Annotated in this window: 1 pseudogene; it reads right to left on the bottom strand. The window is 71.6% G+C overall.

Features of this window, described 5'->3' with window-relative positions:
* Positions 1-855, bottom strand: a pseudogene (locus tag AC27IQ_RS24890) (sensor histidine kinase); the annotation flags it as partial.
* Between the last annotated feature and the right edge of the window lie 386 nt (positions 856-1,241).

Consider the following 1,241-nt stretch of genomic DNA (forward strand, 5'->3'; position numbering starts at 1 on the left):
GGGGGTGCCGCCGGGGTAGACCAGGCGCTCGGCCAGCCGGCGCACCGGCCCGCTCCAGGCCAGGCAGGTGGCGGCCACCACGGCGGAGGTGAGCCAGCGCGACTCCACCGGCAGCAGCAAGGTCAGCGGCACGGCCAGCAGGCCCAGAAACAGCACGATCGCCCAGGCCAGGGCCCGCCGCGCCCAGGCGTTGGCCATGAAGACCCGGTAGCGCAGGATGCCGTAGACCAGGATCAGCGGGTACGCGGGGAAAGCCAGCACCTGCCAGGGGTACTGGGGAATGCGCAGGGCCGCGAACGCGTAACCCGAGATGCACATCAGCCCCCAGCCGCACGAGAGGGCCACGGCCGCGATCTGCCGGCGTTCGGTGGCCACCCGCGTCTGCCAGAAGGCCTTGGCCAGCACCAGCAGGCCCGCGCTCGCGCAGGTGGCCCAGACCAGGCTGGTGGTCCATCCGGCCGCATTGGGCACCACCACCCACTGCACGCCGGTGAACGGCGGAAAGTGCTCGAACGCGCCCGGCGGCACCCACCAGGACAGCGCGGTCGCGCCGCACGCCGCGCCGTAGGCCAGCCGCAAGGCCCAGGGCCGCAGCCGCTGGCCCGTGAAGATGGCGCAGAAGTGCAAGAACGCCGCGGACGTGATGGGCACCGTCGCCAGCAAGGCCATGGCGAAGGGCGCGGTGCCGATGCCGGCCCAGTTGGGCAGCTCGTTGCCCACGATCCACAGCCCCACGCCGAGCAGGAAGACGATCAGCAGCCGGGCGCCCGCCACGTGCTGGGCCCACAGCCACAGCACGCCGGACAGGGCCAGGGTCTGAACGAATGCCAGGGCGAGCGCGATGTGAATGGCCATCCGGCACTGTAAACCGAGTCGACAGCGCGCCCGCCGCAGCTGTCTACCGCGTTGACAGGTGGATTAAAAAACCGTTTGAAATCAACGGTCTGTGTGCTGGCACGTGCCCTGCAATACAGAAGGCATGAAGACCGCCACACCCCCCCTTGTGCCCCGCGATGCCGATGCCCATGCCCCTGCCGAGCGCCGGCGCCCCTGGACCTGGCCGCACTGCTGGGCGCGGCGCAATGGCACCGGCTTTCGCCCGCGATCCGCCGCCGTTTCGCGGCAGGCCATGCGCCGGTGCGCTACAGCGGCGCGCTGGACGTCCGGCGCTCCCGCATGGGCCGGTGCTTTGCCTGGGCCTCGCGCCTGCTGGGCGGGCCGCTGCTGGATGCCGACGAGGA

The sequence above is a fragment of the Acidovorax sp. KPB24-07 genome (genome assembly GCF_057543315.1).